The 1551-nt window shown below is 43.8% G+C and carries 2 protein-coding genes and 1 pseudogene; 1 reads left to right on the forward strand and 2 read right to left on the reverse strand.

Annotated features, from left to right (window positions below; genetic code table 11):
* Positions 1-250 precede the first annotated feature (250 nt).
* Positions 251-370: pseudogene (locus QUA02_RS33820) on the forward strand (AraC family transcriptional regulator N-terminal domain-containing protein); the annotation flags it as partial.
* Between the two features lie 11 nt (positions 371-381).
* Here QUA02_RS33820 and sufU read toward each other — a convergent pair.
* Together sufU and QUA02_RS33345 are read right to left on the reverse strand one after the other, a co-directional pair.
* Positions 382-822 (reverse strand): Fe-S cluster assembly sulfur transfer protein SufU, encoded by a 441-nt coding sequence (gene sufU / locus QUA02_RS33340; RefSeq protein WP_333034008.1) that lies wholly within the window; start codon positions 820-822, stop codon positions 382-384.
* Positions 823-829: 7 nt separating this feature from the next.
* Positions 830-1435, reverse strand: coding sequence for a nucleotidyltransferase family protein (locus tag QUA02_RS33345; RefSeq protein WP_333034009.1), 606 nt, complete (start codon positions 1433-1435; stop codon positions 830-832).
* Between the last annotated feature and the right edge of the window lie 116 nt (positions 1436-1551).

Raw genomic sequence — 1551 nt, forward strand, 5'->3', positions numbered from 1 at the left:
TGGTGGCTGCGGGCTTTTTCATTCGTTTATTTTACCAGATGCCGCCACTGAAGTTTTTTTGACCTGAATCCTTACCTGCAAACTTAGAAATCAACGCTGCCAAACCGAGTTAAAAGCCCGATATGGATTTAATGAACAACCCGCAGGCAAAGCGCGAGGCAGATAGAGCGCAAGCCCACAGAGACGAACTGACGAATAGCCGATCGCACAGGCTATTCGTCATAATGGGACGATCGCACCGCTGAAAGGATTGCAATTCTACCGCTCCTCCTCACCTTCGGAATGCGTTCACAGTGTCTCTATTCCTGCCTTTTGCGCGATCGCTCAGGGCAGCAAAGAAGTGCTTCTGGGCTGCGATCGCTATCAGTACGACCCGATGAATTATTTGCTGGCTTCGATACTCAGCGCCGCTTTGAGGGTATGCCAAGCCAAAGTTGCACACTTAACCCGCATCGGATATCGGGAAACACCTTGCATGATATTGAGTTTCTCCAACGGAGGCTCAAACTGAGTATTTCCCATTACCATCTCGCGGAACTGTTCTACCATTAAAAGCACCTGTGAAATAGTTTTACCTTTGATAGCGATCGCCATTAAGTCAGCAGAAGCAAGGCACAAAGCACAACCTGCACCTTCAAATTTAATGTCTGCAATTTTACTTTCAGCTTCATCTAGTACCAGCGTTAAATCAACCACATCACCGCAATAGGGATTTTCTACTCGGTGTTGACGATGTACTGGGTTAGTTTTTCCTTTGTTTTGCGGTTTTCTGGCGTGTGTCAAAATTACTTGTTGGTAAATTTGGCGATCGTTAGTTTTCATAATTTATTCACTCTTTAAAATTCTTTAATAGCAACTGCTTGTAATCGTCCGGGGTATCAATATCAATCGCAGCTTCTGGTATTAGCAGAATCAATCCTGTATCTATATATTTTTGTATTAACGCTTTTGCACCTCGATCTCCTTCAAGCTGCATCAGTTCTGGAAATAAGGCCTTGCTAAACAGGGCAGGTACGCCTGTAGTTTCGTTATACTTTGAGGCAATAATTACTTTTTGCGTTTCTTGATAAGACTGAATCAATTGATTGAGAATCTGGGGGGAAACTAGCGGCTGATCGGCAAGTGAGATGATAACAGCATCAAGTTTAGAGTTAGTTTTCAGTAGCATACTAATACCAGCGCGAATAGAAGAAGACATTCCTTCTTGCCATTGGGAGTTCTCGACAACTTGCACGGCCTTTGGCATTAGTTCCGGTTTAATTTGTTCTACATAAGCTCCCAGGACTACTATGATAGGTTGGCACAGAGAAGCTAAGGCAACTTCAACCGCATGGAGTATCAGGCTGCGTCCTTGATAAGAAAGCAATTGTTTTGGTCTTCCCATGCGGGTTGCAGCTCCAGCAGCGAGAATAATTAGACCAATTTTAAATACCATACCCAAGTTTTGAGTTTTTGATTATTAAGAACATACTCGTATAGCCTTTCTCAGTAATATGAGGTACTATCTGGCATTGGGCATTGGGCATTGGGCATTGGGCATTGGGCATTGGG

This window comes from Microcoleus pseudofavosus SVA1_A4 (assembly GCF_036700565.1).
Lineage (GTDB): Bacteria > Cyanobacteriota > Cyanobacteriia > Cyanobacteriales > Microcoleaceae > Microcoleus.